General features: G+C 46.7%; 10 protein-coding genes and 1 pseudogene. 5 read left to right on the top strand and 6 right to left on the bottom strand.

Annotated elements, in window-relative coordinates:
• Positions 1–73 precede the first annotated feature (73 nt).
• Positions 74–1,505: pseudogene (locus QT998_RS15080) on the top strand (GAF domain-containing protein); the annotation flags it as partial.
• A 109-nt stretch (positions 1,506–1,614) separates the two neighbouring features.
• On the opposite strand, the gene QT998_RS15075 reads toward QT998_RS15080, so the two are convergent.
• Together QT998_RS15075 and QT998_RS15070 are read right to left on the bottom strand one after the other, a co-directional pair.
• Complete coding sequence (locus QT998_RS15075; protein WP_333088118.1) at positions 1,615–2,094, bottom strand: DUF2726 domain-containing protein; 480 nt, start codon at positions 2,092–2,094, stop codon at positions 1,615–1,617.
• A gap of 103 nt (positions 2,095–2,197) precedes the next feature.
• A complete protein-coding gene (locus QT998_RS15070; RefSeq protein ID WP_333115015.1) occupies positions 2,198–2,914 on the bottom strand; it encodes a hypothetical protein in 717 nt (238 codons plus the stop codon).
• A gap of 282 nt (positions 2,915–3,196) precedes the next feature.
• Here QT998_RS15070 and QT998_RS15065 point away from each other — a divergent pair, with 282 nt between their 5' ends.
• Complete coding sequence (locus QT998_RS15065) at positions 3,197–4,837, top strand: thioredoxin-like domain-containing protein (RefSeq protein ID WP_333115017.1); 1,641 nt, start codon at positions 3,197–3,199, stop codon at positions 4,835–4,837.
• Between the two features lie 132 nt (positions 4,838–4,969).
• On the opposite strand, the gene QT998_RS15060 is transcribed toward QT998_RS15065, so the two are convergent.
• Both QT998_RS15060 and QT998_RS15055 read right to left on the bottom strand, forming a co-directional pair.
• Positions 4,970–5,773: a circadian clock KaiB family protein gene (locus QT998_RS15060; RefSeq protein WP_333088121.1), complete on the bottom strand. Its 804-nt coding sequence runs from the start codon at positions 5,771–5,773 to the stop codon at positions 4,970–4,972.
• Positions 5,774–5,841: 68 nt separating this feature from the next.
• Positions 5,842–7,122 (bottom strand): type IV pilus twitching motility protein PilT, encoded by a 1,281-nt coding sequence (locus tag QT998_RS15055; protein WP_333115019.1) that lies wholly within the window; start codon positions 7,120–7,122, stop codon positions 5,842–5,844.
• A 306-nt stretch (positions 7,123–7,428) separates the two neighbouring features.
• Here QT998_RS15055 and QT998_RS15050 point away from each other — a divergent pair, with 306 nt between their 5' ends.
• The 3 genes from QT998_RS15050 (at position 7,429) to QT998_RS15040 (ending at position 13,183) form a co-directional block, all read left to right on the top strand.
• A complete protein-coding gene (locus tag QT998_RS15050; protein ID WP_194066128.1) occupies positions 7,429–8,826 on the top strand; it encodes an amidase in 1,398 nt (465 codons plus the stop codon).
• A gap of 218 nt (positions 8,827–9,044) precedes the next feature.
• Positions 9,045–11,048: a cation:proton antiporter domain-containing protein gene (locus QT998_RS15045; protein WP_194066127.1), complete on the top strand. Its 2,004-nt coding sequence runs from the start codon at positions 9,045–9,047 to the stop codon at positions 11,046–11,048.
• Between the two features lie 476 nt (positions 11,049–11,524).
• Positions 11,525–13,183, top strand: a complete 1,659-nt coding sequence (locus QT998_RS15040; protein WP_333115021.1) for an alpha/beta hydrolase — start codon at positions 11,525–11,527, stop codon at positions 13,181–13,183.
• A gap of 358 nt (positions 13,184–13,541) precedes the next feature.
• Here the strand turns inward: QT998_RS15040 and QT998_RS15035 are convergent, their stop codons facing one another.
• A complete protein-coding gene (locus QT998_RS15035) occupies positions 13,542–15,254 on the bottom strand; it encodes a DHA2 family efflux MFS transporter permease subunit (protein ID WP_333115022.1) in 1,713 nt (570 codons plus the stop codon).
• 111 nt (positions 15,255–15,365) lie between these two features.
• Positions 15,366–16,001: a TetR/AcrR family transcriptional regulator gene (locus QT998_RS15030; RefSeq protein ID WP_194012757.1), complete on the bottom strand. Its 636-nt coding sequence runs from the start codon at positions 15,999–16,001 to the stop codon at positions 15,366–15,368.
• Positions 16,002–16,025: the final 24 nt, after the last annotated feature.

Below are 16,025 nucleotides of genomic sequence, written 5' to 3'. Positions count from 1 at the left end.
AACGTCTTAAGTTTAACTCCAATTAGGTAACTTAATGTTTTGTTACATAGATAGTTTTTTTCCCGCCTACCTACTTACTCTAAAAACAGGGGAATGGTTGAAGGCAGATAGAACGACAATTTTTATATTCGATCAAGAGCCAAATGAACTGTGGGCTATTGTCGCTAAAGACGAAAACGGCAAAAATTTAGAGATCAGATTTCCCGCTAATCGGGGCATTGTGGGAGAAGTAGCCACGGAGAAAAAACTGGTAAATATTCCCTATGATTTCTATGATGACCCACGTTCTGTCAATGTCAAAAAATTTGACGAAAGAACAGGATATCGCTGTTATACAATGCTGGCGATGCCTCTGCTCGATGAAGGAACAGGCGAGTTAATGGCAGTAGTCCAACTGATTAATAAACTCAAGCCAAACCACAAAGATTATGATACTTTAGGCGAACAGATTGACAATGTAGGGTTTACTCAAGCAGACGAACAAGTTTTTAGAGAATTTGCCTCGTCCATTCGCTTAGTTGTAGAGTCGTCCAAATCTTTCTATGCCGCCAGTCAAAGACAACGGGCCGCCACAGCGCTGATGAACGCCATCAACGATCTTTGTCAGAGCAGTCTAGACTTAGAAGATACCCTAAAAAGGGTGATGGATCAGGCCCAAGAACTCATGAACGCCGATCGCAGTATCTTGTGGGTGCTCGACGAAGATAAAGACGAACTGTGGACGAAAATCCCGATCAGTGGCGACCTTAAAGAACTTCGCATACCCAGAACCGCCGGTTTTGCAGGCATCGTCGCCTAATCCGGCGAACCGCTGTTGATTCCCTTTGACGTATACGACGACCCCCGCGCCGAAAATGCAAAAAAAATAGACCCAAAAACTGGCTACCGCACTTGCAGTATGCTTTGTATGCCAGTATTTAACTCAGCCCACAAATTGATTGGCGTCACCCACTTAATTAATAAAAAACGAAAAGGAGAATTCCCCCCCTACAACCCGGCAGATTGGCCACAGGCCCCCGACCAGTGGAAAGCGAGCTTCAATCGCAACGACCTGGAATTTATGAAAGCGTTTAACATCCAAGCAGGAGTAGCCCTGCAAAACGCTATCTTGTTTTCCAAGGTCAAACAAGAAGAAAACAGACATAAAGATATAGTGCGATCGCTCCCTAATGGTGTCATCTCCACAGATAAAAAAGGTAACATTATTTACCGCTAACGATCGGGCTAAACAATTGCTAGGTGGCGAGGGAGAAGTCGTAGAGGGTGTATTTTTGGGTGATTTGATTAAAATCGAGAATGAGAATTTTAGTCAATGGTTAAATGCGGCTTTGTCACCCAAAGGCGATCGAGATAGAGAGCAATATTACCGCAATCGGGTTCTATTGCCATTGCAAGGAGAACCGCAGAATATCAATCTGTGGGTTAACTCGATCGCAAGTGCGATCGAACACAAAAAAATTAACGGTGTATTGGTTATTTTGGAAAATAATTGCAGGGAAAACCAAGGATAAAATTTGGGAGAAGCAAGAAGAGTGTATTGTTGGTGAACCCGCCCAGAAGCCATATATTAATTAGCTTGGTATTTTCGGACATAAATAACCTAACTATTCCTAGTTACCAAGCTATATCCGGGACTTGAGGCGCGACTGATTCCCTGCAATATTGCGTGATTAGTGCTTGGGCATTTTTCCTGTTTTGTCCTGTGTATAAATTGTAAACTACTTCCTCATCTTGAGACGAGAGATATAACAAACCACAGTTTTTTACCCGCGAGTAAATTAAGGGAACTTTGGCAAACTCAAGTAAAGTAGCTTTTTTACGATCGCGCTTTTTCGCTTCTGGGCTATCGTGGTACTGAGACTGAAACTCTACTACTAGGCAAGGATTGTAGTTTAAGTCTGTGATTAGAGCATCGACAGCACTGGGGCTAAATAAAAACTTTTTGAGTTCCCAGTCAAGGTTGCTGACTTGTTCGCAAATTTGGGACAAGCTAACCTGTGTATGAATTTTATAGTTGTTGTCTACACAGGTATGAAGAAATTCAAGCATTCTTTCTTCGTAAGAGTTGACAAGTCTTTTGGCTTTTACAGACATTAGTTTTGCTCCAGTATCAAGTTAATGATTTGTAGTTCTATGAGAAACCCCAGGTTCCTTATCTGCTTCATCAAAATCCTAAAAGTTAGTTTCCAAAGTCCGACTAATTTCGCTGTGTTTTGCTGCTAACTACAGCCGCTTCATAATCTAATATAATTTTTACGAAATAACCCAAAAACTCTTCTAAAATAGCACTATAACTAATACATACTTGGAATGTGTAAGGAAAAAGTTTATCTTGACTGAGAACCAGATAGCTCTCGGGGTCGCTCAAAGTATTGGGGTTAAATTCATCTAAAATTCTGCTGGGTAACACAGTTCCATATCCATATCCATCTTCATCTCTTAACTTATTCAAATAAAAATCGCCTACTATTTCACCTTCCTCGAAAAGAGACCAATAGTTAGGGTGAAGTGACTCTAAAAATAAACTTTTCTTGCTTGGTAATACCCAAAAAATTCCTTTTATAATGTAACCTAGGGTTAGTTCCTCTTCGATATATGTGTGAGACTTCAGTTGCAAGAGATATGGTTCTAAAACTTCTTCAGGAATAGAAATACATAAACCCTCTTTCCGCTGACCTAAAATAAGTTGATAACGTTTATCTCCTTTCCCAGGATTCTTAAGTCTGTATCCTACATATTGAGATGTTCGTTTCTCCTCAAACTTTTCGTAGAAACCAAGTTGCTTCAGCAAACGGGTAGCTAGCGATATCAAATCCTCTCCGCCTTCAATGACCTCAATTTTGGTTGAAATCAGGCGAGGGACTCCATTTTCTACCTCAAAGCGCTGGATGAGATCGTAGATGATCTTTGACATTGACCACTTCCTAAAAATCTTGGCTAAGGTTCATAGAAATAGATTAAACCTGCTAGCCCAAGATGTCAAGTATCTTGGCTAAGATTCCTGGATTTGTCTAAACGATGGATTCCTTAAGTATTTATACGCAATAACGACGGTTGGGCATCTTTCCTCCCTTCTCCTTCTCAGCGCCTTCTGCACCCTCGGCGGTTTCCTTAACCTCCCTTTTTCCCCATGCCGCGAAACTTCCCGCTAAATTAAAGAAGGTAAAAAATTATTCAGACCCTACCAGGAGATGCCATGCCTCGCGTCAGAGCACCAGAATTCCCCGTAAAGTACCCGTGGCTTAACACCGAGAAACCTTTATCCATTGCATCCTTAAAAGGGCGTGTCGTCCTCCTCGACTTCTGGACGTACTGCTGCATCAACTGCTTGCACGTCCTCCCAGACTTAAAATACCTCGAACAAAAATATAAAGATTCCCTCACAGTTATCGGCGTGCACTCGGCTAAATTTGAAAACGAAAAAGAAGTAGAAAATATCCGCCAAGCTATCCTCCGCTACGATATTGAACATCCCGTAATCGTAGACAGTGGCATGAAAGTTTGGCAAAGCTACGCGGTTCGCGCTTGGCCGACTTTAATGGTGATCGATCCTGAAAGTTATGTCGTCGGCTTTGTTTCCGGCGAAGGCAATAGAGAAGCACTTGATGAGTTAGTTGGCAAGTTAATTGCTGAATACAAAGATAAAAAGGTGCTCAACTTTAAACAACTCAGTTTTAGGTTAGAAAAACAGCGCAAACCTGTATCAACACCGCTGGCTTTTCCCGGTAAAGTGCTGGCATTTGCCATTACTTCAATGGAAGCAAAACAGCTTGACCAAAATGAAGCGCTTTTGGGCGAAATGACTGAGGACAATCAATCTGTAGATGAAACTGTATTGCCGGGGCCTGCGAACTCAGTTCAACAAAGCTTGGTTGGTTCTTGCTTGTTTGTTGCAGATTCTGGACACAATCGAATTGTTGTTAGCTCTACTGAAGGTGAAGTGCTGCACGTCATCGGTACGGGGAAAGCGGGTTTAACTGATGGCAAGTTTGAAGAAGCTGAGTTTTCTGCCCCTCAAGGTATGGCTTTTGATGCAGAAAGTCAAATTCTTTATGTTGCTGATACGGAAAATCACGCTCTCAGAAAGATTGATTTTACAACTGAGCGGGTGGAAACTGTTGCTGGTACTGGCGAACAAAGTCACGAAATTGCACCCCGCAGCGGCAAGGGTTTAGAAACGCAATTGAATTCGCCTTGGGATTTAGAAAGGGTTGGAAATAGACTTTTTATTGCAATGGCGGGTTCCCACCAAATTTGGGAAATGCAGTTAGACACTGGCACGATCGCCACTTATGCAGGTACGGGCCGGGAATCTTGTGTTGACGGAAATCTGGCAGAATCTGCTTTTTCTCAGCCCAGCGGCTTGGCTACGGATCGATCGGAGTTGTTTGTTGCTGACAGCGAAATTAGTTCGATTCGCGCCCTCGGTGTAGATGAAGACCCGAAGGTGCGTACTGTCTGCGGTAGCGGTGAACTGTTTGGTTTTGGGGATAAAGATGGCCGCGGTGAAGATGTGAGATTGCAGCACTGTTTGGGTGTGGAATACAGTCAAAATTATCTGTGGGTTGCTGATACTTACAATCACAAAATTAAGCGGATAGACCACCGCAGCGGTACTTGCATAACGATGATTGGAGATGGTACTGCAGGTTTGGCTGACGGTACTGGTCTCAAGGCTCGGTTTTCTGAACCTTCAGGCTTGAGCGCGATCGGGTCTCATTTGTTTGTTGCTGATACAAACAATCACGTCATTCGGCGAGTTGAGTTGGATACGCTGGAAGTCACAACTTTAGATTTAGGGGGTTTGTGCGTGCCGGATGTTTGTCTTCCTGATTGAGCCGATCAACTTTGGGAGCATCTGTGCGGAGAGTCAATCCGACGAAAATGGCAGCGATAGCACTTGGATTTTTCACAGCGAATACTCCTGCAAAACCGAGTGCGATCGCCAGTATTCAATAATCGCTAAAATCTAAAATTCTGAATTGCTCAGCAACCGCACTATTTTTTCGGCATCGTTCAATTCCCCGACTATTCGTCGCACCGGTTTTGGCCAAATTTTAATCAAAGTAGGTGTTGCTGAAATCTGATCCGCCTCAGCTTGTTCGGGATGTTTTAAAACATCAATTACTTTTAAAGTGTAGGGAAGATTGAGGGATTGTTCTAACAATTGATGTAATGTTTCGAGGGTGCGTTCGGTACTCTGGTTGATGCCGGAAACAAACAGCCGCAAAACGTATCCTAGAGTTGGTGGCGGTGGAGTGATGGCTGCGGGTTGGGGAAGCGCTACCTGCAGAGATTGTCCAAAGCGCGAGGGAGGTACGATCGGGAAACTGCCAAAGTCCGATCGCCCAACCGAGAGGGGATACTGTACAACTAAGTCGTGATTTTCCCAGAGTTCGGGGAATTGTTTGTAATAAGTGGCGATCGGCATCGGTTCGCACATTTCGTCGCTGCGGGCCTCCCAAACCAAGTCCCCAGTGCCAAAAATGGCATTCAGCAGCGTTTGATGGCGCAGCACCGGCGGGTATGCCTCGGCGACAACCCGCAACTCTCGATCGATCCGATCACCCCAACAGTCAACGGTGGCCGTGTAGCAAGGTATCAAAAAATGTGGCGGTTCCGACAAACCGAGTATTTCCTGTAAAGCTACGCACAACTGCAAGTGCCACTGATTTTGCTTGCGGGGGTCTATGCAATAGATTAAGTCTCCCCCCGGTGTAAACAGCGCAATGCCTTTGAAAAATTCCGGCAAACTCGGGCGATCGACTTTCATTGAAGTACACACATAAAAGTTAACTTTTAACAGTTAACTGTTAAAAGTTAAAAGTTAACACTCGAATTTTAGACTCGACCTCGGAGCATCTGAGCCATTTCGTTCGGGGCCGGCGAGTTTTCTACACAAAGCTCTTCAGTAATCCGGCCTTCTTGATAAAGACCGTAGAGCGACTTATTCATCGTCGTCATGCCTTCATAAGTATCTTTGATCATGATTTGATTAATTTCCTCATTCTGCCCCTTCAGAATGTATTCCTTAACCACGTCGGTATTGATCAGAACGTCGTGAAAAGCTGCCCGCTTGCCATCTGTGGTTTTGCACAGCAGTTGAGCAATAATCGCCACTAGGGATTCGGAAATTGACACCCGTATGGCCTCTTGTTCTTCCGCCGCGAACATATCCAGAATCCGGTTCAGGGTTTTAATCGCACTGTTGGTGTGCAGGGTTCCTGCAACTAAGTGACCGGTTTGAGAGGCTTTGAGGGCGATTTCCACCGTCTCTCTGTCCCGAATTTCTCCGACTAGCAGCATATCCGGGTCTTGTCGCAGTGCGCCTTTGAGAGCATTCATAAACTTGAGGGTGTGCCTGCCGACTTCGCGGTGCTTGATCAAGGATTTTTTGCTTTCGTGTACAAATTCTACCGGGTCTTCGATCGTAATGATGTTGTAGGCTTTATTCTTGTTGATGTAGTCGATCATGGCGGCCAAGGTGGTAGACTTGCCCGAACCTGTCGGGCCCGTCACCAAAATCAGTCCTTTGTGGTAGCCGCATATTTTCTTAAAGACATCTGGCAGCTTCAATTCCTCCATTGTCATGATTTTGGCAGGAATTAGCCGCAGCACCATCGCCGGGCCTGCCAAGGAGTCCATGCAACTGATCCGGATGCGGACAAAGCCGAAGTCGAAAGCGCCGTCAAAGTCTAGGGTTTTTTGGAAAATTTCTATTTCTTCATCGCTCATGCACTCGCGCAGCCAGCCAAAAAACGTATCTAAATCTGTCTGTGGATAGCCGATGTCGGCAATTTCGCCCCTGGTACGGAAGCGAGGGAATTCGTTTACTCCGAGGTGAAGGTCGGATACTCCTTCTTCTTTGGCTCGGATTACTAGCTCTTTCAAACTCGGAACTCCGCCGTTGCTAGAGTTGGGGTTTTTAGGTGTGGCTGAAGATTGAGGCGCTGGTGCGGGCGCTGGCGCTGGTGCGGGCGCTGGTGCGGCTGCGGGCGCTGGTGGTGGGGGGGGCATTCCTGCTGCTCTGGGAATGCCTGGGAGGGGAGGGCGGGGCAGCCCTGGAGGTGGGGGTGCTCCGGGTACGGGCGGGCGAGGTGCTGGCGGGTGCTGTTGTGTCATATGCGCTACCTTGGTTTGCTGAGAAGGCTGACTCGAACAGAGGATTTGTGGAAGTGGCACAATGCCGATCGCCCGAAGAGCGTCTCTTTCACAAAAGCTGGACTCTTCCGATCAGTCTATCCCAAAAGAAGAGCACACGGCGTTGCACCTGTAAGGAAATATTCTGCCCCTTGCAGGATGCGAGTCAAATCGAGCTACTATCGAATATGGATTTTCGACATGGGAAATATTGTTTTACAGCCCACATTTTTACTTAGTAAGCAAGTATAAAATGATACTCAATAAAGCCGTTAAGGACTTAAACCGATGAATTCTGTCGATCGGGCTTTTACTCCAGCCCTGGAATTAGCGAAATCGATCCGCGATCGGGAAGTATCGCCTCTAGAAATTGTCAATCTGTACTTGGAACGGATCGATCGATTAAACCATCAGCTTGGTAGTTATTTTACAGTAACGGCCGATCGGGCGATCGAACTAGCGACAGCGCAAACCGAACACCTAGCAGGCTTAAACAAGTCAGAGGAATTGCCACCGTTTTTCGGAGTGCCGATCGCCATCAAAGACTTGACACCAGTTGCCGACATTCCCTGTACTTACGGAGTTCAGGCATTGCACGGTAACATATCTCCCTACAACGAGTCAGTAGTCTGGCGGATCAAAGCAGCCGGATTTAACATTCTGGGCAAAACAGCAACCTCTCAAATAGGCTCATTGCCTTACACCGAGCCCCCAGGTTTCCGGCCCGCGCGCAATCCCTGGAATTTAGGCTACACGCCCGGAGGTTCCAGCGGCGGCTCAGCAGCGGCTGTAGCGGCCGGTTTGTGCGCGATCGCCCAAGGTTCAGACGGCGGCGGTTCGATCCGAGGCCCAGCTTCCGCCTGCGGTTTAGTCGGCATCAAACCATCGCGCGGGCGAGTTTCCTGGGCACCAGTCGGAGACTACCTAAGCGGCATTTCTGCCAACGGCCCTCTAGCGCGTACCGTGGCTGACGCGGCCGCACTTTTGGATGTAATGTCAGGGTACACAACCGGCGATCCGTACTGGCTACCAGACCCAAATCCCACGTTTCTAGAGTCTGCCAGTGAAAAATTGGGCAAGCTGCGAATTGCTTTTTCTACCAATATTGCTCCCGTCGGTGAGGCAGCGCCTGTGTGTCAGCAAGCGGTGCTCGATACCGTAAAATTATTGGCAGATTTGGGTCACGATGTCGAACCGGGATGCCCTGATTTTACGGGTTTAATCGAACCCTTTACAGTAATTTGGCAATCTGGGGCGGGTGCAAGCGGCATTCCCAGCAAAGTTTTGGAACCGATGAATCGCTGGTTGTTGGAAAGAACTGTTTCTGCGGGAGAATATCTGCGGGCGGTGAATCAAATGCAGGTTATTTCACGGCGGATTGTGGGATTCTTTGAAAATTTTGATGTCTTAGTTTTACCGACTTATATGCACTCGCCAATTGGCATCGGCGAGTGGGCTGATTTGAGTTGTGAGGAAACTTTGCAGCGGATTATTAATTGGGTTGCTCCTTGTCCGCCATTTAATGCTAGCGGTTTGCCTGCGATCGCACTTCCGGCAATTTTAGATGATAACGGTTTACCCGTGGGCATTCAAATTATCGGGCGGCCGGCAGCGGAAGCAACTTTAATTGCTTTGGCGGCGCAGATGGAAGCAGCAAAGCCTTTCCCAGTTTTGAATTTTCAATAGGTTTGTAGTGAGGACTAAAGTCCTTGGATTTAGATAAAGACTAAAGTCCTCACTACAAACCGATATTTTGCTAAAAAACCGAGTCAATTCCGGTCAATTGTAGTTATCAACAATAACAACTGCAATTTTTCCAAAATCCCTCTTTAGATTGATAAATATTTAGAGTTTTTAGGGAAAAATTAGTAGCAATTCTGTGCGAATATGTAGGATAAAAATTTATGCTAGCTTCCGGGCCAATTACCGCTCCAGTTCCCGTTTTTCTGGTTCTTTTAGCAATCATGCTAATCGCCCCTCTAGTATTTGAGCGCTTGCGATTGCCGGGAATAGTCGGTTTGATTATTGCTGGCGTAATTGTCGGCCCCAACGGTCTCAATTTGCTGCAACGAGACGCTACTATTGTTTTGTTAGGTACTGTAGGATTGCTGTTTTTGATGTTCCTAGCGGGACTGGAAACTAGCCTCGATGACCTCAAACTAAATGCTGACAAAGCTATCATATTTGGCCTGGCTACTTTTGCCCTACCGATGATATTGGGGACTGGAGCAATGCTGCTGTTGGGGTATAGCTTGCTTGCTTCAATTTTAGTCGCTTCTTGTTTAGCTACCCACACGCTTTTAGCCCTACCAATTTTGACAAAATTGGGATTGATGCGAACTCAGACTATTACTGCGACTTTGGGCGGGACTTTAATTACAAATGTCTTGGGACTGTTGGTGCTGGCAATTGTTGTTAAAGCTCACAAAGGAAATCTGACTCTCGATTTTTGGCTGTTTCTAATTCCATCTCTTGCTATTTACACTTTTGCTACTTTGTGGGGAGTCCCCAAAATCGGCCGCTGGTTTTTTAAGAAATTTGGTCACGACGAAAACGCCGAATTTATGTTTGTACTGGCTACGCTGTTTTTGGTTTCTTACGCAGCCGAAATGATTCAGATTGAGCCAATTATTGGTGCGTTTTTATCGGGAATTGCCATTACTCAAATCATCCCCAAAATGAGTCCGCTGATGAATCGGATTGAGTTTATTGGGAATACGCTGTTTGTGCCGTTTTTTCTGATTTCTGTGGGGATGTTGATCGATCCGCTAATTTTGGTGAAGCAGCCGCAGTCTTTGTTGGTGGCGGGGGTGATAATTTTAGCAGAATTGGTGAGCAAGTTTTTGGCAGCTTGGATACCGGGGAAAATCTTTGGTTTTAAGTTTCCCAACATTATGGTAATGTTTGGTCTTTCTGCTGCTCAAGCTGCTTCTACTTTGGCTGCAATTACGGTTGCTTTTAACATTGAATTGGTCGATCGCGTAGTGGTGAACGGGATCATTTTCATGATTTTAGTAACTTGTGTCGCTTCTCCTTGGATTGTATCTCGGTGGGGTCAACAAATGCAGGAGCCGGAGTCAAGTTTACCGGCTGCTACTTCGGGAAAGCATTCATGGGGAGATCGAGTTTTAGTACCTGTTGCTAACCCGAATACGGAAGATAATTTGCTGCGTTTGGCTTTGATTTTAGCTAAAACATCCCAGGGAATTTTGCTACCTCTGCATATTTTGTCCGATCGCGGGGAACCAATTTCGCCGGCACAGAAAATGCAGCAAACTCAACTTTTGAGGGCTGCGGAAACTGTCGCTAACGCCGCTGATTGTGCGGTGGAACCGATCGCGAGGATAGATGATGCGATCGATCGCGGAATTCTGCGGAGCGCAACCGAACGCGAGGCTAGTTTAATTGTTTGCGGTTGGAAGGGATTTTCCACGACTCGCGACAATTTTTTTGGCAGCATCATTGATAATATAGTGAGGCGATCGCCCGTACCGGTACTGATTGCTCGATTTCCCCATCCTATCCAAAATACAGCCAGAGTTATTTTAGCGATAACTGACAGCGATTTGACTCGGTTTGGATTTGCGGAAACCGTGGATATTGCTAAGAGTTTGGCCCAGGAACTTAAGGCGAGTTTACAAGTATTGTTGGTGGCGACAAAACGCGAACAAGCTAACAAAAGTGCCACTAAGATAGAAATTCTTTCTGAGATACCGATAAATCGGGTGCGGGGAAATTTTGTCAAGCAGGTTTCGCAGCAGTTGTTAGAACATGATTTGCTGATTTTACCAACAATTTATCAGTCGCAGAATTTGTGGGAACAACCGGGAACTCTTAAAGAACCGGAATCGATCGCCCGCGCTCATCAAGATCTTTCGATGCTTGTTGTTTATTTCCCTAAATCTTAAGTAATATTTTAACTGCAGATCGTCTGATAGACCTGCATTCATCTGCGGTTAAAATGCAAGAGAGTCTATTTTTACAGCGGATTTACTCTCGCTTGCTGGCCGATATCAAGTGTATGGAATTAGCAGCGACAAGCAAAGTATACTTGAGCTGCATAAATATTCAATCGAGCAGGTTAACTGCAGATTTGAAGCTGATAAATACTGATGGACGCAGATGCTTTCGATCTTGTGTGCGATTGAGTACAAAAGGTCTAGTGTAATGGGATCATCTGTGTTTGGCCTTAACGCTGTGCGATCGTCCTCGCTGGCTTTCGGTGATGGAAGCCCTTCGAGCAAAGCCGATCGCACTAATACAAAAAATTATACAAAAATTAGATCGCACTTCAGCACAATTTCTCGACATCTGAGGCAATTTTTCGGTATCTGAGAGACTTCTGAGAATATAGTGATATTGTTTCTAGTTGAATCAAATAAAAATGAGCATTAGACCCCATTTCAGATGGTTTTCGTCAATGGTGAGTGTTTGTAGCGCGATCGCGATCGGCACTTTCAGCAGCTTCACATCCTCTGCAAAAGCTGCAGAAACCGTTGTTCTCCGCAAAGGTATTTTAGAATCGTCAATATCGGTTGCGGATTTGCGCGAACTCGCAAAAACCGGAAAAGTACCCAAAAAACTGCAAACATACGCCGATTTGCTGTCTGACTCACAGCGCGGTCAAATTTTTGGCGCGCTAACAGCGAAAATTCCCCTCAATGTAGTCGGTTTGAGCAACTTGCTAAATACGCGCATCGGGAGTGCGATCCTGACTGATTTGACGACAGTCATACCGAGGCGCGACGGTGCTGGTGTCGAAGCGCTGCGAGCGGCTTTGGTGTTGGGTGCGAACGCGCCGGAAGGCTTATCGGTACTGAGTTTTATAGAATCTTATCCGAGCTCGCGGGTAGTCGTGGATCTCGATCGAGCTTTCTCGGTTTTGGGAAATTTGAACGCGGGTTTTTGGCAAACTCAGCGGTTTATGGCGGCGATCGCACCTCAGTTAGCAGCCGTTAAACCGGCGCTTAACCTGCCTTTCGACCCTAGCCTACCGGGCCCCAATTCGGTGCAGGTATTGAAGCTAGATTTGAACGACAGCGCCCGCAATCGGCGCATTCCAGTTGATGTCTACTGGTCGAAAGCTGCGACGGCTGACAAACCAACGATCGTCTTTTCTCACGGTTTGGGTTCTGTCCGCACGGATTTGCGCTATTTGGCCGAGCATTTAGCGTCTTACGGCTATGTGGTGGCTGCTTTGGAACATCCGGGAAGCAACGAAACGAACACCAATGCTGCGATTGCGGGTAAGTCTCGGTTATTAGCTCCTCAAGAGTTTTTAGAGCGTCCCAAAGACATCAGTTTTGTGCTCGACGAACTAGCAAAATTGAACCAAACTGATGATAACTTACGGGGGAAAATCGCGATCGACCGATCGATGATAGTTGGCTATTCCTTCGGCGGCGCCACAGCCTTGTCCGTAGCGGGTGCCGAACTGCAATTGAGCGGGCTCAAACAGCGCTGTCAGGGCGATTTGATTGGGTTTAGCTTGGGCGAAGGGATTCAGTGCGCGGCGGCGGGATTGCCCGAAGAACGGTATCAATTGCGGGATGCGAGGATTAAAAGGGCGATCGTCATGAATCCCACAACATCATTACTATTTGGAGAAACAGGCTTAAGTAAAATTAAGATTCCCACATTAATAGTAGCATCTTCAGCAGACAAAACAACACCCGCCTTAGTCGAACAAATTGCCGGCTTCCCAAAAATTCCCTCACCCAAATGGCTAGTCGGATTTGTAGGAGGAACCCACTTAAGCGTCAAAGATCCGAGTACAACCTTAGACCAAGTTGGGAGGCCGAGCACAGTAATTACCGGCGATGAACTTGTCGGCGACCAAGCCGCGAGCATACGCAATTATATTAAAGTTATCAGTTTGGCAATGGCCGCTCAACTAACAGCAGAAGCCGACAAATATGCTATCTTTTTAACCCCAGAATACGCGCAATTTGCCTCAACAAACGCAATTCCGGTGCGCCTAATAACAGAAATTCCCCCAGAAACTAATGCAGTCGTGCAAACTTTCATTCAAGAGAATAAGTAGTCAGTAGTCAGTAGTCAGTAGTCAGTAGTCAGTAGTCAGTAGTCAGTAGTCATCTTGCCCTGAGCGAATTTGAAGGGTAGTCATTAGTCATTAGGAATGAAAATTTAATAACTCAAGCGATTGCTCGTTACCAGGCTCTGCCTGGTAATGCAGATCCGGAGGCTCTGCCTCCTTTGAGGAAGGCAACTTACGGGAGAGAGGACTGTAGGAGGTGTTTAAGTTATTAAGTTTTCGCTCCTTAGTCAGTAGTCAGTAGTCAGTAGTTAGCAGTCAGTAGTCAACAGTCAACAGTCAACAATCAACAATTACCTGACGGTACAAGTGGAATTGATACAGCACTTTGCTTAAAATCAAGCAATTAGTGAGCAGCAGGTACTTTGGCTCCAGCGCCTCCCTTGCCGAGAAACAGCAGCAATGGCAGCGAACAGAGAAAGACAATGCCGACAAAGCGAAAAATGTCTGCGTAGGATAGAACGGCTGCCTGCGTATTGACTAATTGGGAGAGCGCGGCGAGGGCTTGTTGTTCGGCGGTTGCGGCATCAGAACCGCGACTCTGAAACAAACCAATGAGTGCACTGAGCCGCTCCGTTGTTTCTGGATCGTAAGGCGTTAACTTTGCCAACAAAATGGCTCGATGAAAAGCCTCTCGTTGAGCCAGCAATGAGGTCAGAATGGCAATGCCAATACTACCGCCGAGCTGACGAGTCAAGTTATAGAAGCCGGAGCCAGCCGATACATCTTCTTTGGGGATGGAACCCAATGTTGCCAAACTTAGGGGCAGGAACATCAAAACCGTAGTTGCACCGCGCCAGATTAGGGGCCAAAACAAATTATCAGTTCCGGTTTGGGGCGTGATTTTTGCCAGCTCAAACATCACGGCTGCCGTTCCACAGGCTCCCAGCGCAATTAAAATGCGGGCATCCACCTTAGTCGAAATTTTGCCCAATAAAACCATTATGATGGCGGACGCTAAAGCTCCAGGAGCGAGTAGAAATCCGGTTTGCGTTGCCGAAAAGTGCAGCACGCCTTGAGCAAACAGCGGTACAGCAAACAAGGCTCCGTACAACCCCATGCCCAAAATACCAGAGTAAAGGCTACCGGCTGCCAGGGATTTATGCCGCAGAACCCGCAAGTCAACTGCTGGTGCTTTGGTGCTGAGTTCTCGCCAGATGAACAGAAACAGCCCCACAACCGCCACAAACGCCAGGAGCGTAATGAAACCGGATTCAAACCAGTTTTCTTTTTCCCCTTCTTCCAAAAATCCTTGCAAACTACCTACCGCAATACACAGCAGTACAATTCCTGTCCAGTCTACTTTCTGCTGGCTCCGTCCGTGTTGCTTCGAGTCTGGTCGGAGAAAGACGATCGCCATGATGACAGCCACAATGCCGACTGGCAAATTGATAAAGAAAATCCAGCGCCAGCCTAACGTATCGGTCAGATAGCCGCCTAGCGTGGGACCAATAGCCGGACCTGCAATCACCCCAACCCCAAACACCGACTGCGCTAATCCCTGTTCCGCAGGGGGAAAAGTTTCAAACAGAATCGCTTGCGCTTTTGCCAACAGTCCGCCTCCGCAGAAGCCTTGAAGAATCCGAGCTACCACTAACATCGGCAGGTTGATGGATAAACCGCATAACATCGAGGCTGCTGTGAACCCGATCATGGAAAAGACAAAGTAGGTTTTCTTGCCGAATAAGTCCCCCAACCAGGCTGAGAGCGGAATCATCACAACGTTGGCGATCGCGTAACCCGTTACTACCCAAGCAATTTCGGTCACGGTTGCGCCTAATGTCGCCTGCATATCTGTTAAAGCAACGTTCACAATGCTGGTATCAATGACTTCTAGAATCGCTCCCAGAGAAGCCGTCAGGGCGATCGCCCACTTGAGCGGTCCCTGCACGTACCCGGCTGCATCATAGGTAGATTGTTTCAATTTTTTTAATGGTTTTGCTCGCTTTTGTTGAGCGTTTTGTTGGTCTTGAGGCTCAGACTCTTCCAACTCGGTAAAAGCCCGAATATCCATAGAATCTGGCTCAATTGATTGACTCTGTATTTGAGGGCGTTCCATCTTTCGTCTCTACTTCTGCGATCGCGAACGGCAGGTGCTTCCCACCACCGCAAGGGGTTAGGGTGCTTCAATCCACAAATGCCAAATTCATACGAAAATTGTCAGGAACCTTCATTCTGGAGACGAAGTACGACTTAAAGAAGACGCTGCTGTGCTAACTCCCCGCACCAATAAATCCACACACCCTTCGATGTATCGTTTACGGCTGTAGCCCCGGTTTACTTGAAAAACATGGCGGCGAATCATACCCGACAGCAGCATTCCAGTCAATTGATCCACTGCCAGTGACAGGTCAACATTCGGACAAACACTGCCGCGTTGAACACAGGTTTGTAGATAGGAAATTAGTTTTTCACGCAGCGGTAAAAATGATTGCTGAAGCACCTCCAGTGCTTCTGTCGGATGCCGGTGAGCTTCACCAATAAACATCCGAAATAGAGCTTCGTACTCCTCCAACATATCGTCGTGGAGCTTTGCATAATGCAGGAGATCGCGGCGTAGGTCATAAGTCCATTCGTCTTGATGCGCCAACGCCTCCGTCCGCAATGCTGTAATGTGATGGGCAACCGCACTCAACACTTGCTCTTTGCTCTGAAAGCGGCGAAACAAAGTGACTTCACTCACATCTGCAACACGAGCAATTTCACGAGTTGTCGCTCCAACGTAGCCTTCTGTAGAGAAAACTTCAATCGCGGCTTTCAACAGGCGATCGCGCGTTTCCGCTGCACTTCGATTCGTTCTACTCATCTTAATTAATGTAAGCACTAACTT

Source organism: Microcoleus sp. S1D4 (genome assembly GCF_036700765.1).
Lineage (GTDB): Bacteria > Cyanobacteriota > Cyanobacteriia > Cyanobacteriales > Microcoleaceae > Microcoleus.
This window is presented reverse-complemented; position numbering and strand designations above follow the sequence as displayed.